This window comes from Pseudomonas sp. TNT2022 ID642, assembly GCF_028656995.1.
Taxonomy (GTDB): domain Bacteria; phylum Pseudomonadota; class Gammaproteobacteria; order Pseudomonadales; family Pseudomonadaceae; genus Aquipseudomonas.
The window spans coordinates 1-23,709 of the sequence record NZ_JAMDGW010000023.1 but is presented as its reverse complement, the minus strand read 5'-3'; the positions used below and the strand labels follow the sequence as shown (position 1 = coordinate 23,709).

Annotated in this window: 20 protein-coding genes and 1 pseudogene; 9 read left to right on the top strand and 12 right to left on the bottom strand. The window is 58.7% G+C overall.

Annotated elements, in window-relative coordinates; all coding sequences use genetic code 11:
• Positions 1–84 precede the first annotated feature (84 nt).
• Entirely contained in the window at positions 85–294 is a 210-nt protein-coding gene (locus M5G26_RS22540; protein WP_038363062.1) for a hypothetical protein, read from the top strand.
• 526 nt (positions 295–820) lie between these two features.
• Here the strand turns inward: M5G26_RS22540 and M5G26_RS22535 are convergent.
• The 7 genes from M5G26_RS22535 to M5G26_RS22505 all read right to left on the bottom strand — a co-directional run bounded on the left by M5G26_RS22535 (position 821) and on the right by M5G26_RS22505 (position 6,620).
• Entirely contained in the window at positions 821–1,318 is a 498-nt protein-coding gene (locus tag M5G26_RS22535) for a GNAT family N-acetyltransferase (RefSeq protein WP_273916519.1), read from the bottom strand.
• A 208-nt stretch (positions 1,319–1,526) separates the two neighbouring features.
• Positions 1,527–2,108: a DinB family protein gene (locus tag M5G26_RS22530; RefSeq protein ID WP_273916518.1), complete on the bottom strand. Its 582-nt coding sequence runs from the start codon at positions 2,106–2,108 to the stop codon at positions 1,527–1,529.
• Positions 2,109–2,125: 17 nt separating this feature from the next.
• Positions 2,126–3,241, bottom strand: a complete 1,116-nt coding sequence (gene zapE / locus M5G26_RS22525; protein ID WP_273916517.1) for a cell division protein ZapE — start codon at positions 3,239–3,241, stop codon at positions 2,126–2,128.
• Between the two features lie 22 nt (positions 3,242–3,263).
• The gene (locus M5G26_RS22520; RefSeq protein ID WP_150692606.1) at positions 3,264–3,605 is read right to left on the bottom strand and encodes a nuclear transport factor 2 family protein; all 342 of its coding nucleotides are present in this window, start codon (positions 3,603–3,605) and stop codon (positions 3,264–3,266) included.
• 51 nt (positions 3,606–3,656) lie between these two features.
• Positions 3,657–4,373 carry a helix-turn-helix transcriptional regulator gene (locus tag M5G26_RS22515; protein ID WP_273916516.1) on the bottom strand — a complete coding sequence of 239 codons (717 nt, stop codon included), beginning with the start codon at positions 4,371–4,373 and terminating at the stop codon, positions 3,657–3,659.
• A gap of 179 nt (positions 4,374–4,552) precedes the next feature.
• Positions 4,553–5,512 carry an agmatinase gene (gene speB, locus M5G26_RS22510; protein WP_273916515.1) on the bottom strand — a complete coding sequence of 320 codons (960 nt, stop codon included), beginning with the start codon at positions 5,510–5,512 and terminating at the stop codon, positions 4,553–4,555.
• Positions 5,513–5,528: 16 nt separating this feature from the next.
• Entirely contained in the window at positions 5,529–6,620 is a 1,092-nt protein-coding gene (locus tag M5G26_RS22505) for a polyamine ABC transporter substrate-binding protein (protein ID WP_273916514.1), read from the bottom strand.
• Positions 6,621–6,719: 99 nt separating this feature from the next.
• On the opposite strand from M5G26_RS22505, the gene M5G26_RS22500 reads away from it, so the two are divergent.
• The 4 genes and pseudogenes from M5G26_RS22500 to M5G26_RS22485 all read left to right on the top strand — a co-directional run bounded on the left by M5G26_RS22500 (position 6,720) and on the right by M5G26_RS22485 (position 10,428).
• On the top strand, positions 6,720–7,619 hold the full coding sequence (locus M5G26_RS22500; protein ID WP_273916513.1) for a LysR family transcriptional regulator: 900 nt from the start codon (positions 6,720–6,722) through the stop codon (positions 7,617–7,619).
• A 216-nt stretch (positions 7,620–7,835) separates the two neighbouring features.
• Positions 7,836–9,302 carry a nucleobase:cation symporter-2 family protein gene (locus tag M5G26_RS22495; protein ID WP_273916512.1) on the top strand — a complete coding sequence of 489 codons (1,467 nt, stop codon included), beginning with the start codon at positions 7,836–7,838 and terminating at the stop codon, positions 9,300–9,302.
• Between the two features lie 67 nt (positions 9,303–9,369).
• Complete coding sequence (locus tag M5G26_RS22490; protein ID WP_122844083.1) at positions 9,370–9,843, top strand: LEA type 2 family protein; 474 nt, start codon at positions 9,370–9,372, stop codon at positions 9,841–9,843.
• Between the two features lie 53 nt (positions 9,844–9,896).
• Positions 9,897–10,428, top strand: a pseudogene (locus M5G26_RS22485) (GNAT family N-acetyltransferase).
• A 129-nt stretch (positions 10,429–10,557) separates the two neighbouring features.
• Here M5G26_RS22485 and M5G26_RS22480 read toward each other — a convergent pair.
• Entirely contained in the window at positions 10,558–11,481 is a 924-nt protein-coding gene (locus M5G26_RS22480; RefSeq protein WP_273916511.1) for a carbon-nitrogen hydrolase family protein, read from the bottom strand.
• 84 nt (positions 11,482–11,565) lie between these two features.
• Here M5G26_RS22480 and M5G26_RS22475 point away from each other — a divergent pair, with 84 nt between their 5' ends.
• Complete coding sequence (locus tag M5G26_RS22475) at positions 11,566–12,474, top strand: LysR family transcriptional regulator (RefSeq protein ID WP_273916510.1); 909 nt, start codon at positions 11,566–11,568, stop codon at positions 12,472–12,474.
• A 4-nt stretch (positions 12,475–12,478) separates the two neighbouring features.
• Here the strand turns inward: M5G26_RS22475 and M5G26_RS22470 are convergent, their stop codons facing one another.
• Positions 12,479–12,733 (bottom strand): hypothetical protein, encoded by a 255-nt coding sequence (locus tag M5G26_RS22470; protein WP_057400121.1) that lies wholly within the window; start codon positions 12,731–12,733, stop codon positions 12,479–12,481.
• A 154-nt stretch (positions 12,734–12,887) separates the two neighbouring features.
• On the opposite strand from M5G26_RS22470, the gene M5G26_RS22465 reads away from it, so the two are divergent.
• Complete coding sequence (locus M5G26_RS22465) at positions 12,888–13,205, top strand: DUF883 family protein (protein WP_016982860.1); 318 nt, start codon at positions 12,888–12,890, stop codon at positions 13,203–13,205.
• Positions 13,206–13,410: 205 nt separating this feature from the next.
• Here the strand turns inward: M5G26_RS22465 and M5G26_RS22460 are convergent, their stop codons facing one another.
• Entirely contained in the window at positions 13,411–14,451 is a 1,041-nt protein-coding gene (locus tag M5G26_RS22460) for an Ldh family oxidoreductase (RefSeq protein ID WP_273916509.1), read from the bottom strand.
• A 231-nt stretch (positions 14,452–14,682) separates the two neighbouring features.
• On the opposite strand from M5G26_RS22460, the gene M5G26_RS22455 reads away from it, so the two are divergent.
• Positions 14,683–19,560 (top strand): dermonecrotic toxin domain-containing protein, encoded by a 4,878-nt coding sequence (locus M5G26_RS22455; RefSeq protein ID WP_273916508.1) that lies wholly within the window; start codon positions 14,683–14,685, stop codon positions 19,558–19,560.
• A gap of 61 nt (positions 19,561–19,621) precedes the next feature.
• On the opposite strand, the gene M5G26_RS22450 is transcribed toward M5G26_RS22455, so the two are convergent.
• On the bottom strand, positions 19,622–19,891 hold the full coding sequence (locus M5G26_RS22450) for a PepSY domain-containing protein (protein ID WP_134175642.1): 270 nt from the start codon (positions 19,889–19,891) through the stop codon (positions 19,622–19,624).
• Between the two features lie 152 nt (positions 19,892–20,043).
• On the opposite strand from M5G26_RS22450, the gene M5G26_RS22445 reads away from it, so the two are divergent.
• Positions 20,044–21,048, top strand: a complete 1,005-nt coding sequence (locus M5G26_RS22445; RefSeq protein ID WP_273916507.1) for a FecR family protein — start codon at positions 20,044–20,046, stop codon at positions 21,046–21,048.
• Between the two features lie 56 nt (positions 21,049–21,104).
• Here M5G26_RS22445 and pvdQ read toward each other — a convergent pair whose 3' ends face one another.
• A complete protein-coding gene (gene pvdQ, locus M5G26_RS22440; RefSeq protein WP_273916506.1) occupies positions 21,105–23,450 on the bottom strand; it encodes a bifunctional acylase PvdQ in 2,346 nt (781 codons plus the stop codon).
• Between the last annotated feature and the right edge of the window lie 259 nt (positions 23,451–23,709).

Below are 23,709 nucleotides of genomic sequence, written 5' to 3'. Positions count from 1 at the left end.
CCCGTGTTAATTCATGCCATCCAGACTCTCTTCCGAGATCTGCTTCATGGACGAACGGCTCCCACTTGTTCAGTAGGAGGCACCATGAAAATCACTACCGCAATCCTTGCCGGGCTGTTTGCCTTGGGTTCCGCCAGCGTCTTCGCCGAGGGCGGCGCTGAGCGCATGCGTTATTACTACGACAACTTCCCGGTCCACCACGCCCAGAGCGAGCAGAAGAGCGACGCCAACGCGAAAGAAATTCGCGTTCCCGCCGATCAGACGGCGCAAGTGACCGAGTCCTACCGCGACTGAGAATGACCGAGCAACCGATGGACCTCCCGTGGCTCCGCTCTGGCCTGGGAGAAGACAGTTTGGCGCCCTGAATGGGGCGCCTTTTTTATGGGCATTGAGCGGGGTGTTCGACCTTATGCTGTCGCGAGTTCGCAGATGGGGTTGGGTCAGCAAGATCCAACCCCCTCACCCCAGCCCTCTCCCCAAAGGGGCGAGGGGGAAAGGGAGCCGATTTTCATGCTTTTCAAAACCTGAGTTCGGCTCGATGTTTCAGGTCGGCGTACCTCGCCCAAACACCTCGGTCAGTCCCCTCTCCCAAAACACAGGAGCTGTTCTGTGTGCTTTTCAAAACTTGAGTTCGGCTCGATGTTTCGGGTCGGCATATCTTACCCAAACGCCTCGATCAGTCCCCTCTCCCAAGACACAGGAGCTGTTCTGTGTGCTTTTCAAAACCTGAGCTCGGCTCGATATTTCGGGTCGGCGTACCTTGCCCAAACACCTCGGTGAGTCCCCTCTCCCTCTGGGAGAGGGTTAGGGTGAGGGGCTTCTAGGCTTGGAGGTTTTTGATCCAGAACAGCATCCGCCCATGATCGGGATCGAACATGCCCGGCGCGAAGCCGAACTTGCGGTAGGAACCTTGCGCCACGGCGTTGCCTTCGAGCACTTCGAGGGTGATCTTGCAGCAACCGCGCTGACGGGCAATCTCTTCGACTTTCTGCAGCATTTTCTGGCTGAGGCCGAGGCCGCGGAATTTGCCCACCACCGCCACGTCGTGGACATTGACCAACGGCTTGCAGGCAAACGTAGAAAACCCTTCAAAGCAGTTCACCAGCCCCGCCGGTTCCCCCCCGACAAAGGCCAGCACGCTGAACGCATGCGGGCGACGGGCCAGTTCTTCGGGCAGCCGGCGCAACAGGTCAGGGTCGAGCGAATGACCACCGCCCATCGGGTCTTCGGCGTAATGATTGAGCACGATACCGATGGCCTCGGCGTGCGTTGGATTGGTATAGCTGGCTTGAAGTACAAGAATCTCTGCGGAATCCATTTCCATCCCCGAACACACAAAAGCCCCGGCGCGCAAAGTGCGCACTGAAAGGCTGCCTGACCTTAGCGCGGGGGTGATCAAGCGGGCAACCGGCAAATGCAAAAGATCAAAAGATCAAAAGATCAAAAGATCAAAAGATCGCAGCCTTCGGCAGCTCCTACAGATAATCGGGTGTAGGAGCTGCCGGAGGCTGCGATCTTTGGCTTTTTCAGTGGCCCCAGATCAACTCTTCAGTCCAGCCCAGTTCAGCAAAATCCTCAGCGCGCAGTCCGCTCTCGCCGACACAGAAGAACTCATCCAGTTGCGGCGGCTTCACCGCAGTATCGCTGAGCATCGCGTGCACCTGACCACGGTGATGAATCTGATGCTCGAACAAATGCGACAGCATGCGCAGACGACTGTCGTGCTGCGGCGTGTCGCGGGCGATGGTGACGATGCGGCTCAGATCGGCGTCGCGCTGTTGCTCGCAATAAGCAATCAGCCGCCGATCAACCTGAGCCTGCTCTTCACGCAACTGCGGGCCGTCGGTAAACGGCTCGTCCACATTGAAAAACACATAGCAGTCCGGGTGCGGCTCGGCCCCGCGCAGTTCACGCTCCAGTGCATCGACGTAGAACCAGTCGCAGGTGAGGATGTGATTGAGGGTCAGACGAATGCTCGGGAAGAAACTCACCCGAGGCGCCGCCAGATCCGTCGCACTAAGCTGCGTCCAGGCCTTGGCCAGCCGATGATTGGCCCAGGCATTCTGATAAGCCATGGTCAGCAAATGATGGGATAACGCTTGGCTCATGTCGGCGCCCTCTTCACTCAAGCTTCGGCAAAACGCTGCAGCTGCATCTCCTGCAACCGACTGAGGGTGCGGCGGAACGGGAATTCCAGATAACCCTCGGTGTACAGCGCATCCATTGGTACTTGCGCCTCGATGTACAGCGGCACCTTGCGGTCATAGCACTCGTCGACCAGCGCAATGAAACGCCGCACGCCATCGTCGTGAACAGACAATTGCGGCAGCTCGCGGTCACCGGCCACCACACGTTGCGCGCCGTCTTCGGTGCCGCGCGCGATGCGCCCTTCGCGTTTCTGTGCGCTGAGGTTCGGCACCTCGCTCAACAGAATAGCCGTGTAGCGGTCGCACAGCGCGATGAAATCCATGGCGGCGAAAGGTTGCTCGCAGAGATCGGGGTAGCGGCACCACACCACCGTTTCACTGGCCTGCACCACGTTCAACTGGCGATGCCCGACCGAAACCGGTTCGCTGCTGGCCGCTTGCCCGGCGGTCAGTGCCTGAAAGACTTCGTCCAGCGCACTGACCGCAGACGTAGCAACAAAGTAGCGTTGCAGGCCCGCCCCCGGATGCAGACGATGATCCTCGGCGCCATTCACCGCCACCACCTGCATATGCGCTTTGATCGCGGCAATGGCCGGTACAAAGCGGTCGCGGTTGAAGCCATCGGCGTACAGATCATCCGGCGGCAGATTGGAGGTGCAAACGATCACCACGCCTTCGTCGAACATCACCTGAAACAACCGACCGAGAATGATCGCGTCACCGATGTCGTTGACAAACAGCTCATCGAAGCACAACACCCGCACCTCGGCCGCCAGCTCTTTGGCCAGCGCGCGCAACGGGTCGGCAATCCCGGTCAACTGGAACGAGCGCTGATGCACCCAGCCCATGAAGTGATGAAAGTGTTGACGTCGCGCTGGCACCCGCAGGCTCTGATAGAACTGATCCATCAGCCAGGTCTTGCCGCGCCCGACCGGCCCCCACAGATAAACGCCGCTAACCGAACGGGCACCGGCGTGCAAGGCTTCGTGGCATTTTTGCAGCGCCCAGACCGCATGTTCCTGAGCTTCATCCTGGATGAAACCCTTGTGTTGCACGGCGTGTTGCCAGGCGCTGAGGGGGGAGTCGAAAGTCATGCGCGGCAGTATGCCACGACGGTTACAGGGAAATATCCAGTCGGGCGATTTTCCCCTGCTCGTTCAAGCGAAACGTGTAACGCAGCTGCGCCGGGCTGCCGGGGAAGGTTCCGGAAATCAACCCTTGCACCAGCACCTTGCCGGTACGCTGCTGGACGTCCAGCACTTCGACCCGTGGCTGATAGCGTTGCCCGGTGTCTTGCATCCATTGTGCGATGGCTTGCGGGCCGACCTGATGCTGGCCTTCGTCGAACACGTTGGCATCCTCGGCAAAAAAACTGCCGACCCTGGAGGTATCGCGCGCGTTGGCCGCATCGATGTACGCAGCGATTGCCGGGGCCAGTGCAGAGACGGGATGGGACATGGTTGCAGCTCCTTTTGTTTGGTTCTGCGAGCATCCTAAAACAGCGTTGCGTCAGTTTTTGTCAGGAGTGAAGCGCCCGCTTTCATCCAGTTGCATCTGCTCGCGCCAGGTGCGCAACAGGTCACTGCGGCGCCCCGGATAACCCTCGCCCTGGCGGCTGGCCGCGCTGATGCGGTCGGTTCGAAAAGTGCGGTAGGCACTGCGTAATTCGCACCACGCGACGATGATCCGCACCTCATTGAGAAAGCCCAGCGCCAAAGGCCAGATCAGCCGTTGGCTGGGCACCTGTTGCGCGTCAGCGTACTCGACGTGCAGTTTGGCCTGGTCGCGGATGGCATGGCGGAAAACGTTCAACGGCACGGCGTTTTGCGGAAAACCATAGCCCGGCGGGCCCGGCATCACCGTGGGATTGCGCAGCGCTTCCTGGGCCTGCGGATCGAGCACGGCGGCGATTTTCGCCAACGCATCCGCTGCTGCTTTGCCGAGTACTTCGTCGCCACGCTGATCGACGTAGCGCAAGCCGAGCACGATGGCTTCGGTCTCGTCGGCGTTGAGCATCAGTGGCGGCAAAAACAGGCCGCTGCGCAGCACATAACCGATCCCGGCTTCGCCATGGATCGGCGCGCCGAGGGCGGTCAGTTCAGCGATATCGCGATAGAGCGTGCGCTCGGACACTTCCAGCTCGGCAGCCAGAGTCGCCGCCGTGACCGGGCGCTTCTTGCCGCGCAGCACTTGCAGCAAAGTCAAAAGACGAGTGGTACGCGACACGATCGGCAGACTCTGGAGAGAAAAGATTCCGGAGCTTAGCAGAGGCTGGTGTCAGAAAATGGCAGGAGCAATGTGGGAGCGAGCCTGCTCGCGACAGCGGCGGGTCAGTCAATAAAGATGTTGGCTGAGCTGACGCCTTCGCGAGCAGGCTCGCTCCCACAGGGTTTAGGGTGTGCGGGTTAATGATCGACTTTGTGGCGGGCGGCGTAGAGGCAAAGCATTTCCATCGCCAGTGTGGCGGCGGCCAGCGAGGTGACCTCGGCGTGATCGTAAGCCGGGGCGACTTCCACCACATCCATCCCGACCAGATTGATCCCGCGCAAACCGCCGAGAATCTCCAACGCTTGCACGGTGCTCAAGCCTCCGCAGACAGGGGTTCCGGTGCCGGGAGCGAACGCCGGGTCCAGACAGTCGATGTCGAACGTCAGGTACACCGGGTTATCGCCAACCCGGGCGCGGATCGCTTCGACAATCGCTTCGCAGCCACGGCGATGCACCTGCCGAGCGTCCAGCACCTGAAAGCCCATGTGATCGTCATTGGTCGTGCGCAAACCGATCTGCACTGAGCGCGCCGGATCCACCAGCCCTTCCCGAGCGGCGTGCCAGAACATAGTGCCGTGATCGACCCGTTTACCCTCTTCGTCTGGCCAGGTGTCGCTGTGCGCATCGAAATGAATCAGCGACAGCGTCCCGTGCTTGCGTGCGTGGGCCTTGAGCAGCGGATAGCTAATGAAGTGGTCGCCACCAAACGTCAGCATCGCGCTGCCCGCGTTGAGAATGTGCTCGGCGTGGACTTCGATGCTTTCTGGAATGCTGTGTGGCGCGCCGTAATCGAAAGCGCAGTCGCCGTAATCGATGACCGCCAGATGATCGAACGGGTCGAACGTCCATGGCCAGTGGCGCTCCCAGGCAATCCCGGTAGAAGCCGCGCGAATCCCGCGTGGCCCGAAACGGGCGCCGGGGCGGTTGCTGGTGGCGGTATCGAACGGCACGCCGCTGACCGCGACATCGACACCACGCAGGTCACGGCTGTAGCGTCGGCGCATGAAACTGGTAATGCCGGCGTAAGTACTTTCGGCAGCAGTGCCGTACACGCTGTCACGGGTGATCGCCTGATCGTTTTGCATGGGCACATCCATCGTGGTGCTCCTGTTGTTATTGGTGGCTACGGAAAGTGGTCCACAGACGCGTGCGCTGACGCATGTCCTTGAGGCTCATGCTGCGATCGGCATAGAGCCGCGCGCGCACCTCGCTGGGTGGGTAGATGTCGGGGTCGTTGCGCACGGCCTCATCCACCAGCGGCGTGGCGGCCTGGTTGGCGGTGGCGAAAAACAGCGTATTGGTCAGTTCGGCCACGGAATCGGGGCGCAGCATGAACTCGATAAACGCCCGCGCGGCTTGCGGGTGCGGCGCGTCTTTAGGGATGGCCAGATTGTCCTGCCACACCAGCGTGCCTTCCTTGGGAATGCGGTACGCCACTTCAAACGGTTTGTTGGCCTTGTGTGCCTGATCAGCGGCCATGCTCGCGTCGCCGTTGTAAGTCAGCGCGAGGCACACGTTGCCGCTGGCCAGATCATTGATCTGCCGGCCGGTGGCGACGTACAGCACGGACGGCTGTAGTTTCTGCAACAACGCCTCGGCGGCAGCCAGATCATTCTTGTCCGTGCTGTAGGGATCTTTACCCAAGTAATGCAGGGCCAGACCGATGACTTCCTGCGGCGAATCGAGGATCGCGATGCCACAATCCTTGAGCTTGCTGGCGTTCTCGGGTTTGAACAGCAGGTCAAGGCTGTTCAGCGGTACATCGGGCAAGCGTTGTTTCACCGCCTCGACGTTCATGCCCAAACCCAAAGTGCCCCAGGTGTAAGGCACGCCGTAACGATTGCCGGGGTCGACGGCGGCCATTTTCTCCAGCAAGTCCGGATCAAGATTGGCGTAGCCCTTTAGCCCTTCGTGAGGAATTTCCTGTAACGCGCCGGCCGCCAGTCCCCGCGCCAGCACGCTGGACGACGGCACCACCACGTCATAACCACTGCCGCCGGTGAGCAACTTGGTCTCAAGCACCTCGGAGGTGTCGAAGGTGTCGTAACGCACGTGAATGCCGGTTTCCTGCTCGAACCGTTGCAAGGTTTGCGGCGGTACGTAATCCGCCCAGCTGTAGAGGTTGAGGGTGTTGTCCTCGGCCTGAACCTGAAGAGCCACGGACAACAGCAGCGCGGGGAAACACAGCTTGAAAACGGGAGCCATGACGAACACCTGACCGGGGGAAGTGGTTGCAGGATGCGCCGTCGGATACATTAGAAAAATTGCCGAATAATTATCCTGACTTTATCCCGGAGTAATGTGATGTTGGGTCAACTGCACGACGTCGATTTGCAGCTGTTGCGCCTGTTTGTGCGAGTGGTCGAGTGCGGTGGTTTCAGTGCGGCCCAAGGTGATCTGGGCCTAAGCCAGTCGAGCATCAGCCAGCAAATGGCCAAACTGGAAACCCGCCTTGGCTATCGTTTGTGCAGTCGTGGCAAGGGTGGCTTCAGCGTCACGCCCAAGGGCGAGCAGTTGCTGATCGCGGTGCGTATGTTGTTTGAATCGATCGAAACCTTTCGCCATCAATCCAACGGCGTCGCCGGGCGTTTGATCGGTGAAGTGCGTCTGGGGATCTCCGAGTCGGTCGATCAATCCGTATTGCAACGGGTGGCTGAGGCGATCCGGCGTTTTCGCGAGCGCGATGAGTCGGTGCGCATCGAACTGATCAGCGCCATGCCCGGAGAAATGGAACGCCTGCTGTTGCAACAGCGACTGGATCTGGCCATCGGCTATTTCTCGCAAGTGCAAAGCGCCTTCGACTATCGCCAGTTGTTCAGCGAAACCCAGCATTTGTATTGTGCGCCGGGCCATCCGTTATTTACCGATATGGCGCCCAGCGATGCCGCTTTGCAGGCGTGCGACCGGGTCGATCACCCCTATCGGTTTTTGCGCAGTGACGAGCCGTTTCAGGGCAAGGTCTGCTCGGCGCGGTCGGAACAGGTTGAGGGCACGCTGACGTTTATTCTGTCGGGTAAACATGTCGGCTATCTGCCGGATCACTATGCGCGCAGCTGGCAGGCCAAGGGTTTGTTGCGGCCGGTGCGTGAAGGCGAACTGAGTTTTGACGTGGCGTTTCATCTGGCCCGGCATCGGGCGCAGGTGCCGGGGGATGCGCAAAAAGCTTTTGAAGAGGATTTACTGGCCGCATTCAATCTCGCGTAGGAGCTGCCGCAGGCTCGGGCCGCGATCGGACGATCTTTTGATCTTGAAGGATCGCAGCCTCGTCTCACTCGACAGCTCCTACACGGGCGTTTGCCGATAGCGGCCAATAAAACCTGACCTTTCAGGCAGTTATTGCTCGTTGCCCTCGCCGCCCTCTTCCGGCATCCTGCGCCTCCATTTTCTGACCCGGCCCCGCCTCGCGGCGCGCAAAACACCATGACCGCCTCTGAAAAAGCCCCGCGCAACAACGACCTGATTTACGGCCTCAACGACCGCCCGAACCTGACTGCCACCGTATTTGCCGCGCTGCAACACGTGTTGGCCAGCTTCGTCGGCATCATTACTCCCACCCTGATCATGGGCGGCGCCCTCGGTCTGCAAAGCGAAATCCCCTACCTGATCAGCATGGCGCTGTTCGTGTCCGGGCTCGGCACTTTCGTCCAGGCCAAGCGTTTTGGCCCGGTGGGTTCGGGACTGTTGTGCCTGCAAGGCACCAGTTTTTCCTTTATCAGCGTGATTCTCAGCGCCGGGTTCATGGTCAAGGCGCGCGGCGGCGGCACCGATGAAATCCTCTCGACGATCTTCGGCGTGTGCTTTTTCGCCGCGTTCATCGAAGTGGTGCTGAGCCAGTTCATCGGCAAACTGCGCATGCTGATCACCCCGGTGGTCACCGGCACCATCATCACGTTGATGGGCCTGTCGCTGATCAAAGTGGCAATGACCGACATCGCCGGCGGCTTCGGCGCGCCTGATCTGGGCGCGGCCAGCCATATCTTCCTCGCAGCGCTGGTGATCGGCACCATCGTTGTGCTGAATCGCGTCGACGTGCCGTTTCTGCGCCTGGGCGCGATCGTCATCGGCCTGACCCTCGGCTACGTGGTCGCTTGGCTGATGGGTACGGTGAATTTCGCCTCGATGCCCGAAGTGCCGCTGGTCAGCGTGCCGGTGCCGTTCAAGTACGGTTTCAACTTCGACTGGGTGGCGTTCGTGCCAGTGGCGGTAATTTTCCTCGTGTCGCCGCTGGAGGCTGCCGGTGATCTGACGGCCAACTCGATGATTTCCCGGCAACCGGTCAAAGGCCCGCTGTACATCCGCCGGATCAAATCCGGCCTGCTCGCCGACGGCCTCAACTCGGCCATGGCTGCGGTGTTCAACAGCATGCCGATGGTGACCTTCGCGCAGAACAACGGCGTGATTCAGCTCACTGGCGTGGCCAGCCGTTACGTGGCTTTCTTCATTGCCGGTTTGCTGGTGCTGCTGGGCCTGTTCCCGATGATCGGCGCAGTGCTGCAACTGATGCCGAAACCGGTACTCGGCGGTGCCGAACTGGTGATGTTCGGCACTGTGGCGGTGGCCGGGATCAAGATCCTCGCCGAGGCCGGTCTGCATCGGCGCAACATGCTGATCGTGGCTATTTCGCTGGGCATGGGCCTGGGCATCGCGGCGGTGCCGGAAGTACTGCGTGAACTGCCGCAAGCGCTGCGCAACATCTTCGAATCGCCGATCACCGTCGGTGCGTTGTGCGCTATCGTGCTGAACATCTTCCTGCCAGAAGAGTTCATCGAGCTGGAAGAAGACGATTTCGACCCGGAAGCTTCTATTCTGCAGGTCATGGAAAACCCCGATATGCCGGCCAAAGGTGAACCTGCCCCAGCGGCGGCTGTCGCACAGTTGAACCGCTAACGTCTGGCCTCTAAACGAAAGGGCTGAGCCGGTAACGGTTCAGCCCTTTTTTGTTGAGAGACTGTTTATGCGCCGCTTGCACGCCGTCATTCTGTCGTTACTGCTGCTGTCCCTCAGCGCCTGCGCGCTGTTCCCCAACCGTGATCCGGTAAACATCAACGTGGTCGGTCTCGAGCCGTTGCCGAGTCAGGATCTGGAAGTGCGCTTCGCCATCAAGATTCGCGTGCAAAACCCCAATGAGACGGCCATCGACTACAACGGCATCGCGTTGGATCTGGAGGTCAACGGCCATTCACTGGCCTCCGGTGTCAGCGATCAGAGCGGCTCGATTCCACGGTTTTCCGAGGCCATCGTCAGCGTACCGGTCAGCATTTCGGCGTTCTCGGTACTGCGCCAGACATTGGGCCTGAGTCAGACGCAAACCCTCGATAACCTGCCCTATGTGCTGCGCGGCAAGCTTGCCGGCGGTCTGTTTGGCACCATGCGCTTTGTCGACAGCGGCAAGCTCAGCCTGCCCAAAGCTACTGCCGCGACCTGGTAAAAATGCGTTAGCCTGCTTCGTTCATTAAAGACACTCAGGGAGGCTGCAGGTTTATGGAAGACTTACCGACGCTGTACACCGAACGACTGATCCTGCGCCCATTGCAACTGGCCGATGCCGAAGCGGTGCAGCGCGAATTTCCGCATTGGGACGTGGTGCGTTATCTGAACGCGGCCGTGCCATGGCGGTGCCCTCGCCTATCTGCGCGACATTGTCTTGCCGGCGGTCGCGGCGGGCAAGGAATGGCCTTGGACGATTCGCCTGAAATCGGCACCGGAACAATTGATCGGCAAGATCAGCCTGATGGATCAGACGGACAACCACCGCGGCTTCTGGCTGGCGCCGGCGTGGCAAGGTCAGGGGTTGATGGCTGAAGCCTGCGTTGTTGTGACCGATTACTGGTTCAACGTTCTGCAACGCCCGCTGATGCGCGTGCCGAAAGCAGCGCCAAACATCGGCTCGCGCAAGCTCTCGGAGCGCGTGGGGATGCGCTTGATCCGGACCGATGAAGGCGATTTCGTCGGTGGGCGTTTCCCTCGGGAGCTTTGGGAAATCACTCGTGAGGAATGGCTGCAACGCCACTGATTTCCAGACACACCAGCGATCCATTGTAGGAGCTGCCGAAGGCTGCGATCTTTTGCTTTTGTTTTTTAAGATCAAGATCAAAAGATCGCAGCCTTCGGCAGCTCCTACAGGGGTTACCAAGGCAGTGGGTTAGGTGTTGAAGCGCACCCCGTGTTTGGCGCGTTCATCTACTGACAACTCAAACACATCCGGCCGCGCATAGTGGCCGACCACGTCGTAGTCATAGCGCGCACGCACCAGTTCATCGGTGTCGATTTCAGCCGTCAGCAACCCCGCCTCCCCCCGCAACGGCCCCGCCAGCACATCACCCATCGGCCCGACAATCACGCTGCCACCGGCAATCAACGGCCGATCCGCCGGCCAATTGGCGATCTCCACGCCCAGTTCATTCGGCGACGCCTGCACCTGACACGCACTGACCACAAAGCAACGGCCTTCATGGGCGATATGGCGCATGCTGACCTGCCACATCTCGCGCTCATCGACGGTCGGCGCGCACCAGACTTCAATGCCCTTGGCATACATCGCCGTGCGCAGCAGCGGCATCATGTTTTCCCAGCACACCACCGCGCCAAGCTTGCCGACCTGCGTCTCGAGCACCGGCAAGGTCGAGCCGTCGCCCTTGCCCCAGATCAGCCGCTCGGTGCCGGTCGGCATCAGTTTGCGGTGTTTGGCGACGAGCCCAGCCTGCGGATCGAAATACAGCGCCGTGCAATATAAGGTGCTGCCGGCGCGCTCGATCACCCCGATCACCAGATTGGCCCCAGTGCGCGCCGACAGCGCGGCCAGTGCTTGGGTCTCGGCGCCAGGCACATCGATCGCGTTGGCAAAATAACGGGCGTAGGCCTCGCGCCCTTCCGGCAGGCGATAACCCAATTGCGTGCCGAAGGCCTCGCCTTTTGGATAACCGCCCAGCAGCGCTTCCGGCATCACCACCAGCGCCGCGCTGGCCTCGATGATTGCGTCTTCCCAACTGAGAATCTGATCCAGGGTGGCGTCTTTGCCTTCGGGCAAGGCGCCGATTTGCAGCGCAGCAACAATTGATTTGGGCATCGAGGTGACTCCATCAGGTTCAGATGTTGCTGATTCTGCGGCGCCACGCGATCATGAATAAAGCCCCGAACACTGCTGAATGATATGAGCCAAATGAATATCGCCACCGTCGACCTCAACTTGCTGAAAGTCTTCGAAGCTCTGCACGAAGAATCCAGCGCCAGCCGCGCGGCGTTGCGTCTGGGCGTGACGCAATCGGCCGTCAGCGCGGCGCTGCGCCGGTTACGTGAGGTTTACGGCGATCAATTGTTTGTGCGCACCGGGCGCGGACTGGCGCCGACACTCAAAGCCAATCAATTGAAACCGGTGGTCAGCGAGGCGCTGAACAAATGCCGGCAAAGTCTGGCAATGGTCGACCCCGCCGCCAATCAATACGACGGCCGTTCGGTGATTGTCGGGCTGTCGGATGACTTCGAGATCGCCTACGGCCGCCGCCTGATCGAAGAAATTGCCCGCAGTGCGCCGAAGCTGCGCCTGATCTTCCGTCAGACCCACAGCCAGATCGTCGCCCGCGCCTTGATGGAACGCAGCATCGACCTGGCAATCACGGCGGGTGGCTTTGCCGAACGCCTGCTCAGCCGTCAGGTGTTGGGCGAAGGTGGTTATGCCTGTCTGGTCGATCCGGCGAGTCTTACGCCCGGCCAGCAGCAGATCGACCTCGACGAATTCGTCGCCCGCGAGCACCTTCTGGTCTCGTCCGGCGGTTTTATCGGGATTACCGATGAGGGTTTGGCGGCGCTGGGCCTGAGTCGACGAGTGTGCGCCTCGACCACGCATTTCGCCGCGTTGCCCTGGCTGCTCAAGGGCAGTCGAGCGGTGGCGACGATTCCGGCGCATGCCGCCGAGAGTATCGCGGCACTCAGCGGTCTGGCGCTGCTGCCCTGCCCACTGAAACTGCCGCGTTACCCGATCGAACTGGGCTGGCGCACCAGCACGCAGACCGATCCGGTGGTGGTCAAAGTGCGCGAAGCGATTGCCGCGACGTTCACCTGAGACTTTACTTATTGGCGGCCATCAGCCGATTGACTTCACTGCGCACCATGTTGGCGAACTCCGGCGGCGACATGCCGTCCAGTTCAGCGCGGACCCACTCGGCCCATTTGCCTTTGCGCTTGGCGCGCTCACCGAACAAACGCGCGGCTTCGCCTTTGGCTTTGCCCAGATTGTTCTGCCAGAGTTCGAACAGACGGGATTTCTCGTCTTCCAGCGCGGCGCGCTCTGCGAGGGGTTTGTCGGCCAGATTGAAACTCATGGGGAATTATCCTGCTGCGTAAAATGGCGACATCTTACACGCTCGACGGAAATCTCCCGCGCAGGTTTTTCTCTCTGGCCAAAATTCAGTGCAACTTTTTGCTCAGCGTCACACTCCATTGAACACTGTCCATTCAACTGCAAGGAGTCACCCAATGGCCCGCAAATCCGCCGTGCAAGCCGCCGAAGATCAAATCAAGGATCAGGCCTTCAGCGAACTTCAGGCTCTGATTGAAGAGTCCGACAAACTGCTCAAGAGCAGCGCCTCACTGGTCGGCGAAGAAGCGGAAACGCTGCGCGGACAAATCGCCCTGAAACTGCAACAGGCGCTGGATTCGGTATCGAGCGTGCGTGATCGCACCAAGCCGGCGGTCGATGCCACCGAAAGCTACATCGGCGGCCATCCATGGCAGACCGTGGCGATCTCCGCCGGTTTCGGTCTGGTGGTTGGTTTGCTGCTCGGCCGTCGCTGAGTCAAACGCACACAAAAAAAGGCGAACCCACTGGGTTCGCCTTTTTTATGCCTGCTTGTTTTTGCCAGTTTTGCCGCGTTCAAAACCTGAGCTCAGCTCGATCTTTCACGTCGGCGCACCTCCCCCATTCACCTCGGTCAGTCCCCTCTCCCCCTGGGAGAGGGTTAGGCGGGCGGCGTTCCGATGAGGGGCCTTTGCTCTTTGCTCACACCGCCGCCAACTCACGCAACTGCGCCAATGTCTGCGCGTCCAGCACAATGCCCTCAGCCAGCGACTTACTGCGCTGCCAATGCCGACGATCCCCCGGCAAACGCTTGAGTCCGACCCCGTGCATCTGCCGCACCAATTCGCCACTGCGCTCGGCAAAACTCTGCCCTGCGGCTTTGCTCGGATCGATGACAATCAATAACTGCCCGGTCCACGGCGTTTTCGCCCCGGGATGATTGGACCAATCAAATTCAAAGGAAAAATTGCCCCCCGTCAACGCGGCGGCCAACAGCTCGACCATCATCGACAACGCCGAGCCTTTATGGCCACCGAACGGTAACAGTGCTCCCCCTTCAAGAATCGCCTTGGGGTCTTGAGTCGGCTGGCCGAGGCTGTCCACGCCCATTCCGGCCGGCAGCCGTTCGCCTTTGCGCGCGGCGATCTGCACGTCGCCATGGGCGATCGCGCTGGTGGCCAGGTCGAAGACAATCGGCGCAGCACCGGCCCGTGGTGCGGCGAAGGCAATCGGGTTGGTGCCGAACAGTGGCCGGTCGGCGCCATGGGGCACCACGCAGGTCATGCTGTTGACCACGCTCAGCGCGACCAGACCTTCGTCAGCGAACGGCTCGACATCCGGCCACAGCGCGGCAAAGTGATGCGAGTTACGAATCGCCAACACGGCAATCCCGGCGTTACGCGCCTTCTCGACCAGCAACGGCCGGGCGGCGGCCAGCGCCGGTTGCGCGAAACCATTACCGGCATCGACACGGACAAACCCCGAGGCGACATCTTCGACTTGCGGCACGGCATGCCCGTTGACCCAGCCGCTTTCAAGGGTCGAGACATACCCGGGAATGCGGAACACGCCGTGGCTGTGGGCACCATCGCGTTCGGCCCCGGCGCAGTTCGCGGCCAGTACTCGCGCGACTTCGGCAGAGGTGCCGTGGCGCAGAAATATCGTTTCAAGCAGTTGCGTCAGCGCCTCGAAAGACAACGAGGACGAGGCAGCAGAGGACACATGATCGTGTGGCGCAGACATCTGAAGCTCCAGAATGATTATTGGAGGGAACAACAGCGTACGGACGACTTGCCTACCGATTAACCATGGCGGAGCTGTCGGCTGTCAACCCTTCGATCACTCGGCAATGACTGACGCCCTGCCCTGCACATTTCAGCTCGGCGTGTGCGGTAACTATGTACCGCCTGCGCACTGAATTGCGTACCTATTCTTGTGTCTCCCGCCCAAGGCGCCTGCACTTAGAGTTCGATGATGTCTAGCCCCACCGCACCTTTACTATTCCCCGATATTCTCAAATTCCCCGGCCGACATGCTGACTTGGGTCGGACGCATAGCATCAATAGCAAAGACTTCAATTGGCTCACCCATGTGCAATTGGCGACCCATTCCCTGCGCGCCACGCAAACCCCACCCATGTTGGCCGAACGCATTTTGCTCAACGCCGATAAACAATTGGCTGTGCCACTGGCCGGCAGTTTTATTCTCAGCGCCGGGCCGGATGACAACGGCGTATTTCTCTATACCCCCTACGGTGGCCTGAAAAAATACAGTGATGACAAGGCACTGACCACGGCCTTGCAAACGCGCCTCGACAACGCTGACGAAAAGGATGATCTGTTTGCCTTTCTCACCGTGTCACAGCGCAAGGAGTTAGTCGAAAAACGCGGTATTACCGCGACCCGGGAACTGATCGAAGGCGATGTGTTCGAGGATCAAAAAGACGCGATCAACCAATCTCGGGAAGCCTGCGCGCGCGACCTGCTGGATGAGCTCAAACGTCTTCCTGCGCTGACCACCCTGCTGGACAAGATTCTCGATGAGCTGCTCGAACCTCACTTTGCCGATTTGCAGCAGTCGCGCACACGCGTCAGTTTTTTCGCCGACACGGCGCCACGCTCAGGGGATGTCAGGCAGTGGGTCGACTCCCTGTCACTGAGTGAAGCGCTGCTGCTGCACTTCCGCCGGCAAGGCTGGCCTCGCGGTCAGACAGCGGAATTTTCCCATCCTGCCCGTTCAAGCCGTGATGCTGACCAGGTCGCGTGGGCGCAAGCGATCAAGTCCGCATCGGAAAAACTGACCATGCTGTTGTTTAGACAGCTCGAGGCTTACTGGAATGCCGCCTCATTCGAGGGGTCACCCAGACGCACATTCTTTAGCCAGGCGCTGCAGGATCAGGTACGTGCGGATTTAATGATCAAGCGCGAAACGGGAATCCTCTCCGCCACCGAGTTCGACGCCTTGCACTGTTTGATTCGGGAACCGGATATCGCTGTCCGGCGACCCAGCTTCGAAACCGTGTGTTTGCGCGATGAGACCGTCTATGTCGAGTTGGCCGGCTCGTTGATGATCAACCATGACAATGCCTATCTCTACACCCCGACTCAGGGCTTGCAAGTCCTCACCAACTACGCCGACCTTAAACAAACGCTGACCGCCAAACTCAATGCCGCCGGACATGAAGACGAGTTGTACGGCCTCATGAATCTGGAGGAACGCAATCGTTATCTTGGATTCGCCAATGTACAGGTGTCCGGGGAAAACATCGGCGGCGAAATCATCACGACGCTGTTTGAGGCAATCCTCACTAAACAACGGCAGAACGTTGAGTTTGCCCTTCAGCTTTTTCGTCAGAACGAACGCACAACTGACATCCATGCACTTTTCGACAAGGCCCTGGATGTACGCGCAATGATTCACGAGCGCCTGCTCAAGCTTGACGTCAATCAGCGCTGGAGTACCCGACCGCTGTTCACCAGCTCTCCGCCATCTTCACTCGTTCAGGCCGACAAGGCTGCGCAGTTGGCGACAAAGCTCGAACGAACCCTGGAGAATCTCTCCAGCCACTTTAAAGACCAGCCGACGACGAGTAACGCCGATCAACGCGCCTTTCTCGAGGGCATTCGATGGAAACTGGCGCTGGCTTTCGAGGATGGGGTGCGGGGTGAGGCACAGATGAGAAACCTCGGCGATTCCTGGCTGACGGCCGAGCGAAAAATAGTCGAAACCGTGTTCAACGCAAAATACGCAACACGTATGGATCGCCAGTCCTTCAATGGCTTCCGGCCGGATGCATGGTCGCTCACTCTTCTCACCCGCGACGGCAAAAGTGAGGTGCTGTCGCTTGCCCACTGCGTACTCCTGACCGAACGCGGCGGCATGGACGTCGAGCATTCCGGGCGCGCCATCCTGTGGACGCCGGCCATCGGTCTGGAATCGTTCGACGACATCGCCATTGCGCAAAAGCAGCTGCAACGGCGGCTCGACGACAACAACCAGAATCAGACACTGCTGGAAAACCTGCCACCGAAACGACGCCAACCCGATCAGCAATACACGCTGGGTGCCTTCCGATTAATTGAAGACAATGTGTTGAACGATCGCATGCAGTCGGCCATTGATCATTTCCTCGACCATTGCGAGTTATTACGCGTTTGCATCAAAGACAAGGACACACTCGAAAACTACCTGGATCAGATGAAAAACAGCGTGATCGATACCAACCTGCGCCGGGCCATTGAACTCGCTCGGGCCATTGTCCGTCGGCTTGATTACCCAGACTGGCTGCGCATGGCCCCAGTCACGGAGCAACGCACGCAACTCGCCCTGCTGGATGAGTTGCGGCGCAGTTTCATTGATGGCAAGGACTTTCTCGAGGGCATCCCTGCGTTGACCACTCATGTCGAGAAGACACTGAAGAACCAGCTCGACGCCAGATTCCCGGACACTGGACTCAAGCCACAGGACATCCAGATCACTCCGAATCTGACACTGGCAGGCCCAGCCTGCAATCTGCTCGATTTTGCCTTGCACCACTACAACATCGTGCAGGGCACCGGTTTCAAGGTTGCCTCGAATACAGCCACAGCCTTGCCGAAAGATTTCGATCAGTCTGCAGTACAGCAACTGCTGCAGTCCCTCGAAATCACCACCACCTACACACAAAAAATGACCGAAGCACTGTCAGCCAAGAGTGACTCGGCACGCACCAGCAAAGAACGCTTTGTGCGTCAGTTGCCTTGGCAATTGATGCAGCACGCGCACGCGTTGAAGTTGCAGCAACAGCTATCGGAAAGCGGTTACGACTATATTTGCCAGGTGCTGGACATGCCGGATGCGATAGCGCGTGCCACTGTGGAGGGCGCTCAAGCCATTGCTTGCCCGCTCTCATTGATCAAGACCGAAGGCGCGGACTTCGTCGACGCTCTGGGACTCTATGTCATCGGACCCGGTGCGGGAAAAGCAGGACCACGGGTGCTCTACGCCCCCTACTCCAAATACGTTTTTCGCGAGTTCGAAAATGAAGCGCAATTGATAGATGCGTTGAATACACCCGGGCATTTTCAGGATTTGATCATCCGACGCTTGCCATCCGGGCAACAGGCGGTCTTCAAGAATCTTTTGCAGACAACGATCGGCAACCCCACTGAAATCAAGCTGCAAAGCACTGCCATTAACGGCAATCTGCTGGAGCGATTGCACAAGGACACGCTCAGTCTGTTGCCGCGATTGCTCAGTTGCCAGCCGCAAATCAATGCGCAAGCCGACTGGGAAGCGGCGAAGTATCTATTCAGTCAAGGTGTTCGTCTGGTTCCCCATCTTTTGCCGGGAAAACTCGCCTCACCGTTTTTTCTCTGGAAGAGTTACAAGGACTTCAAAGAATCCGCCGAAGGTTTTCAGGAGCATCATTGGTCCAACGCCCTGAAAAACTTCATCGCAGGGGCGATTTCCCTGTTCAGCCTGGGGCGTTTGTCCTGGGAAACAGAAATAGAAGAAGAAACGGCCGAGTTCGCCTCTGAAGCGCAGGCGCCTGGATCGACGGCTGCCGAAACCAGCGGGACTACAATCGTAAAAGCCGCCCCCCGCTGGGCAAAGGTCCCGCCCGTTGCTTCCTCACGCATTAATCTGCAAAGCTTTGAAACCACCGAAGCTCTTGAGAAGCTCAAGCTTGAGAGCAATGACCTTGTTTATGGGGATTCGTCGACGACACAAAAGTACGCGGCGATAGCCGGCAAGGTCTATCCAGTGATCCAGTCTGAAAAAACCTGGTATTTGCGCGTCAAAGACGGGGGCCAGGGACCGGCACTTGAACAGAAGAACTCAAGACTTGTGGTTGCCAGCACCAACAAGTCGGCCCGTCTCTGCCGATCCAGGAAGCAGGATGCTCTGCAAGCCAATATTGAGAAAGAGTGCTCAATAATGATGCGTATCCAGGCCCGCGGGATGGCACAAATCAACCGACTGTATCCCGCCAGAGCCTTTGTGATACAGCAAGCCGTCAGCCGGGCAAGAGATTACGCGCTGAACTGTCTGCATAACTACGTCATACATCGCGACAACATGGGAGGCACTCGCCTGGAAACGCTATTCAGAAATTTTTTCCAAGTGTCCCAGGTAACGCCCACGCTGCTCGGCAAGATAGAAAAGGTGATCATCCCGCTCTGTCGTGAGCTGGCTAATCCCAAGGATGATTTGCTCTATACAGAGCGCTTCTTTGCGGGTTTGAATGCCGATAAGAAAGACAATACAGTTGCGTTTGTATTCAAAGACGACAAGCGCAGAATAGTCCATTTTTCCGAACACTTTTTTAATCCGAAAATGGATGCTTTTACCGCTTTCCTGCCTCCCAGGTTCAACATTGACTCTCACGCTCGGGCTGCGACGCTGATCCATGAACTTTCGCATCTGATCTGCGATAGCGAAGATCTCTCCATGGTTTATGCGATGGGCCCCTTCTCCGATCTTGTCGATACGACAACCGCAGAGGGTCTACTGGTTAAAGCTGATCTGGACGGTCTTCGTCAATCCTTGTCCCGCTCGATAGAGTCTTCGCAGTTGTTCTCGGAAAAAAATGATAAGGGGGTGTGGGTAGGTCTGGATCAACTGCCATCGCGCGTCAGGGATTATAAAAAAATCCTCAGTGTGACCAAAACCAAAACCCTTGCCGATGCACGTCTAGCCTTTCGCAATCCACTTTCTGATGAGTTACGAGTCGAGGTGATATTGGCCAATGCCGACTCGATCGCTTTGCTGATCAGTGAAATGGGCAGAGTGCTGGATCCACCTCAGGCGGCGATACCTTTGCCGGCGCCAACCTCTAGCCAGACAGGATCCTTGCTATCGTTGCCTTAACAACCGGAAAAAGTACGCCGGCTTAAAGCCGGCGTACTTTTACAAGACGCAATTGGATTCGTTAATCCTTCTGATCCCGCAATACATTGCCCGACGCCCCGTCGATACGGAACTCGTAGACAACGCCATCTGCCTTGCGCCCCTCGCCTTTCCAGTAGCCGTCGTTGTCGGCCCCGATCTCATAGACCTCGACGTAACCAGCCTTGGTCTTCACGATCTCGATGGCTTTTTCAATGGTGATCCAGCCTGCGCCCGGCCTGTCGGCCAACGCTGCGCCCGCACTGAGCAAACCGGCAGTGGCGATTAAAGCTGCGAATGTCTTTTTGATCATTTTTTCACTCCATTTGTGGATAGTGGTCATTGACGTCCTGCTTTTTGGGTGCCTGAGCGAAAAATAAGTTCCACTTTGATGGGTAAATGCCATGACGGATGTTCTCGGTAACTTCCCGACAAGGTTAGAATGTGCGAAATCAGGACGAGTCAATGACCCAAGACACCCTCTCGGAAGCCGAATACGATGCGATCACCGATGCCGCTGCGCATTGGTGCATGCGTGTGCATGCCGCTGACTGTACGGACGAAGAGCGTAGCGCGTTCAAGCAATGGCACGATGCTCATCCCCTGCACGCGTTCGAGTATGAAGCCATGCTGGAAATCTGGGACGTGGCCGAACACCTGCCGCGCCTTGAATCGCCCTCCGTCGTGACACCGCGCCCAGCTTCTTTGCGCTCTTGGCGTCCGTTTGCTATAGCCGCAGGTGTCTGTGCACTCGCACTGCCGTTGGCGGCTTATACCGGCTGGAATCTGGGCTGGTTGCCCAACAGCTATCAGCATTTCGCTGCCACCGATAATGTCCGGCAGGTCACGTTGAGCGATGGCAGCCAGATCGAACTGAACCTGAACACCGATCTGACCTTCAGCAATTACAAGGACGAACGCCGCGTCACCCTGAAAAAAGGTGAAGCGTTCTTTACGGTCAGCCACGACATGGCCCACCCGTTTGTCGTCCGCGCAGGTGAAGGCAATATTCGGGTGACGGGCACACGCTTCAATGTCTGGATGTATCAGGATCAGGTGCGGGTGAACCTGATCGAAGGGTCGGTGTTGGTCACCAGTAATCGCTCATTGCCGGGCGACGGCTTGCGCCTCGGACCATCAATGCAGGCGAGTTACAAGCAAGGCGACTACATGCCACAAATCAGCCAGACCTACCCCGGCGACACGTCACTGGCCTGGCGCCAGGGCAAGCTGGTCCTGGACAATCTGGCACTGAGCGAAGCCCTGCCACTGATCAACCGTTATCTGAGCAACCCGCTGGCGTTGGCCGACAACACGACCGGCTCGATTCGCGTGGGCGGCATCTACAACATCAAAGAACTGAATAACCTCGCCAACAGCCTGCCCAAGGTGCTTCCGGTCTACCTGTCCCGCAACAAGGAAGGTAACCCGGTAATCAATTCGATACCGCAACAGCCGCCAAAAAACTGAAAACCGCATCCCTTGCAGGATGCGGTTTTCAGGCTCAACACCAGTAACGCTCGGGTTTACTGCGCAGCGACTTTCCCCGCCTTGTCCAATGTCTCGCGAACAGTCTGCACCTGATACTGCGGGTCAGCCTGAATCTGCTGTTCGGTGAACGGCAGCACACTCCACTGTTTCTTCGAGAACGCTTCGGTCTGATCCCGCGAATATTTCGACGCCGGATCGCTCGACAGCGAGAACGCCAGCAGCCCTTGCGCGTGCGGACCCTTTTCATCGAAGGTCACGACCTGCAGATAGCTGGTACCGCTGACCACTTCGAGTTTGCCATCTTCACGTGGCACGCTCTGAATGGCGTTGTAGATGCCCAAAGTGCCCGGGCCACCATGAATCGGTGTCTGTTGTCCGCCACTGCTGACGACCTGGATATCGCCCCAGCGGGTTTGCGGCTTCAGGCCCATTTTTGTGCTCAATTCGACCGACGCCAGCATGGCCTCACGCAGCGCCTTGGCCACCGCTGGTTGCTCGAATGCCAGGCCACGCGGAGTGTGTTGAGCATCTTTGGGATCGAACGCGACGCGCCAGACATCCGGCGAAGCCTGCAATGCCTGCATGATGTTCTGGAAATGCACCAGGCCCAGGCCAGCATCCAGATTGGCCCGACCATCCCATGCCTTGAGGCTGGTGCAAACCGGCTTCAGTGCTTGCGCATCGGCGCCAAGGTCAGCGGCACAGAACTTCAGCAGATCCGGCACAACCTGAGTCGCCAGATACACCTGATCGTCCATCACCATTTGCTGCAGATCTTTCACTGCCAACGGACCTTTTTTACCCAGCGTGCTCAAGCGATCCAGGGCGAAACGCGAGCGTAAGCCCAGCGGTTGACCTTCCTGACTGATCAGCGGCGAGAAACCGGTCAGCGGTTGCGCCGGGTTGGCCAGCCATGCCGAGTCATTGGAATGCTGGACGAAGTCCTTGCGCAACAGTTGCGGCAACTGGCTGGCTGCATAGATGCCCTTCTGCGCCGCTGCCGGGTCGATATCCCACGCGCAGGCGCTTTTGGAGCCATCCAGCACGATCATTTGTGTGCCGATGCGTGGATCGCTGCACTTGGCCAGTTTCTCGGCGTTGACGTTCGGCACCACCGACAGGTTCATGTACAGCGTCTGGCCTTTGTCATCGACGGCCAGGGTGTTGACCCACGGAATGCCCTGGATCTTGTGTACCGAATCCTGCAGCTGCGCGAGGGTGGACGCCTGATTCATCGCGTACCACTGATTCAGCACACGATCATTGTCGATATTGGCATCGCGCAGGCTATAGGCGAACTGATTGTCCCAGTCGAGCTTGCCCGGCCATTGCACGATCGGGCCGAACTGCGAGCTGTAAACATCACGCGAGACCGGCACTACCTGCCCGTCTGCCTGCTTCACCTGCACGGTGACGGTCTGTTTGTTCAGCGGCAATGACTTGCCATCGAGCAGATAGCGTGTGGAATCCTTCGGATCGAGTTGCAGGCGATACAAGGTGAAGTGTTTTGACGAATCGACCGTGTGCGTCCAGGCCAGATGCTGATTGAAGCCGATATTGATCATCGGCAGTCCCGGCAAGGCGGCGCCCATCACATCGAGTTTGCCAGGGATGGTCAGGTGCATCTGATAGAAGCGCATACCGCCGACCCAAGGGAAATGCGGGTTGGCCAGCAACATCCCGCGCCCGTTGAACGAACGCTCGCTGCCGACGGCGACGGCATTGCTGCCACGATCAAGGGCAAAGCGTTGCTGACGGGCATCGGCCAACTGATAGGCTTGCGCGTTTTGTTCGATGGCGGCGGTCGCATGCGGCGGTGTGGCGCCGGCCAGGGCCTCGGCAAACTGACCGACCCCACCCTCGACCAGCAGACGGCGGGTCAGCTTCACCAGATCTTCCGGCGCAATGTCTCGCACCCACTCGCCCTGACACTGTTGCGGCAAGCCTTGCGGGCGGCGCTCGGCCAGATAGCGGTTGTAGCCGGCAGCATAGCCTTCGACCAGATCACGCACCTGGGCAGGTTGCGCCTGCCAGAATGCCTTCACCGCTTGCGGTGTGTTGAGCCAGGTAAAAAACACGTCGCTGACACGGTTTTCGCGTTGTTCGACGGTGAGCTGATCCGGACCGAAATAGCGTGAACGCTGGCCGTTGACCGTCACGATCTCGTTGGCCAACAGGCACAGATTGTCCTGCGCATAGGCGTAGCCGATGCCAAAACCGAGCCCGCGCTCGTCCTGTGCACGAATATGCGGCACCCCAAAAGCGGTGCGGCGAATGTCGGCGCTGACATCAGTGGCCGGGCTGAACGCATGGGCTGAACAGCTCAGCCCGAAAACCACGCCGGCAAAGGTCAGTCCGGTTAACTGTCTGGAAATAATCACGCTCGCTCCTGATCGACATGCCAAAGAGCGGATCTGGCGCTAATGCGGATCCACCCGAAAAACACCCACGCGTCCACGCGCAATGAGCCTGTCGAAGAAACGAAACCAAAGAAAAAAATTTACCCCCATACACCCCGAAAAACCTGAAAACAAAAGCCCCTCACCCTGGCCCTCTCCCGGAGGGAGAAGGAACTGACCGAGGTGATTGGTGGAGGTACGCCTACGTGAAATACCGAGCTGGACTCACATACAACAGCAG